Source organism: Chryseobacterium sp. DT-167 (genome assembly GCF_058310155.1).
On sequence record NZ_JBZEEQ010000086.1, the window covers coordinates 1 to 616 of the forward strand.

General features: G+C 38.1%; 1 protein-coding gene. It reads left to right on the forward strand.

Annotated features, from left to right (window positions below; translation table 11 throughout):
- Nucleotides 1-29: 29 nt before the first annotated feature.
- Nucleotides 30-616: glycosyltransferase family protein (locus AC4FQ5_RS19890; RefSeq protein WP_491146364.1), on the forward strand; the 587-nt coding region annotated here is incomplete at its 3' end.

A 616-nucleotide genomic window follows, 5' to 3' on the forward strand; every position in this document is an offset into this window, starting at 1 on the left:
AAATTGTTCACACTTAATCACAGTTATATATGAAATATTTATTATGCTTCAGCCATTTATCATGGAATTTTGTTTATCAACGACCCCAACATCTTCTGACGAGGTTTTCTAAGAATTATCAGGTGTTTTATTTTGAAGAGCCAAAGATCGGGGACTCAGATATGTATATCGTCAATGTACAGGATGGCATTTACATCGTAGAACTGTTGATAGCGAGACATGATGAAACGATGAATATCAGGCTTGGCAAGATGATCGACCAATTGTTACAGGAGTACGGGATAAAAGATTACATCAGTTGGTATTATACGCCTATGGCATTACAGTTTACAGATCATCTCACCCCTGAAAAAATTGTTTATGATTCTATGGATGAATTGTCTGCCTTCAGATTTGCTCCGCCACAACTTCTGCAATTGGAAGATCAATTGTTCACAAAAGCAGACGTAGTATTCACCGGTGGACATTCTCTATATAAGGCAAAAAAGCACAGGCATCATAATATTCATGCAATGCCAAGCAGTATAGACAAAGCGCATTTCAGACAAGCGAGAACCATTTTGAATGAGCCAGAAGATCAGAAATCCATCAGTTTCCCGAGGCTGGGTTTTTTTGG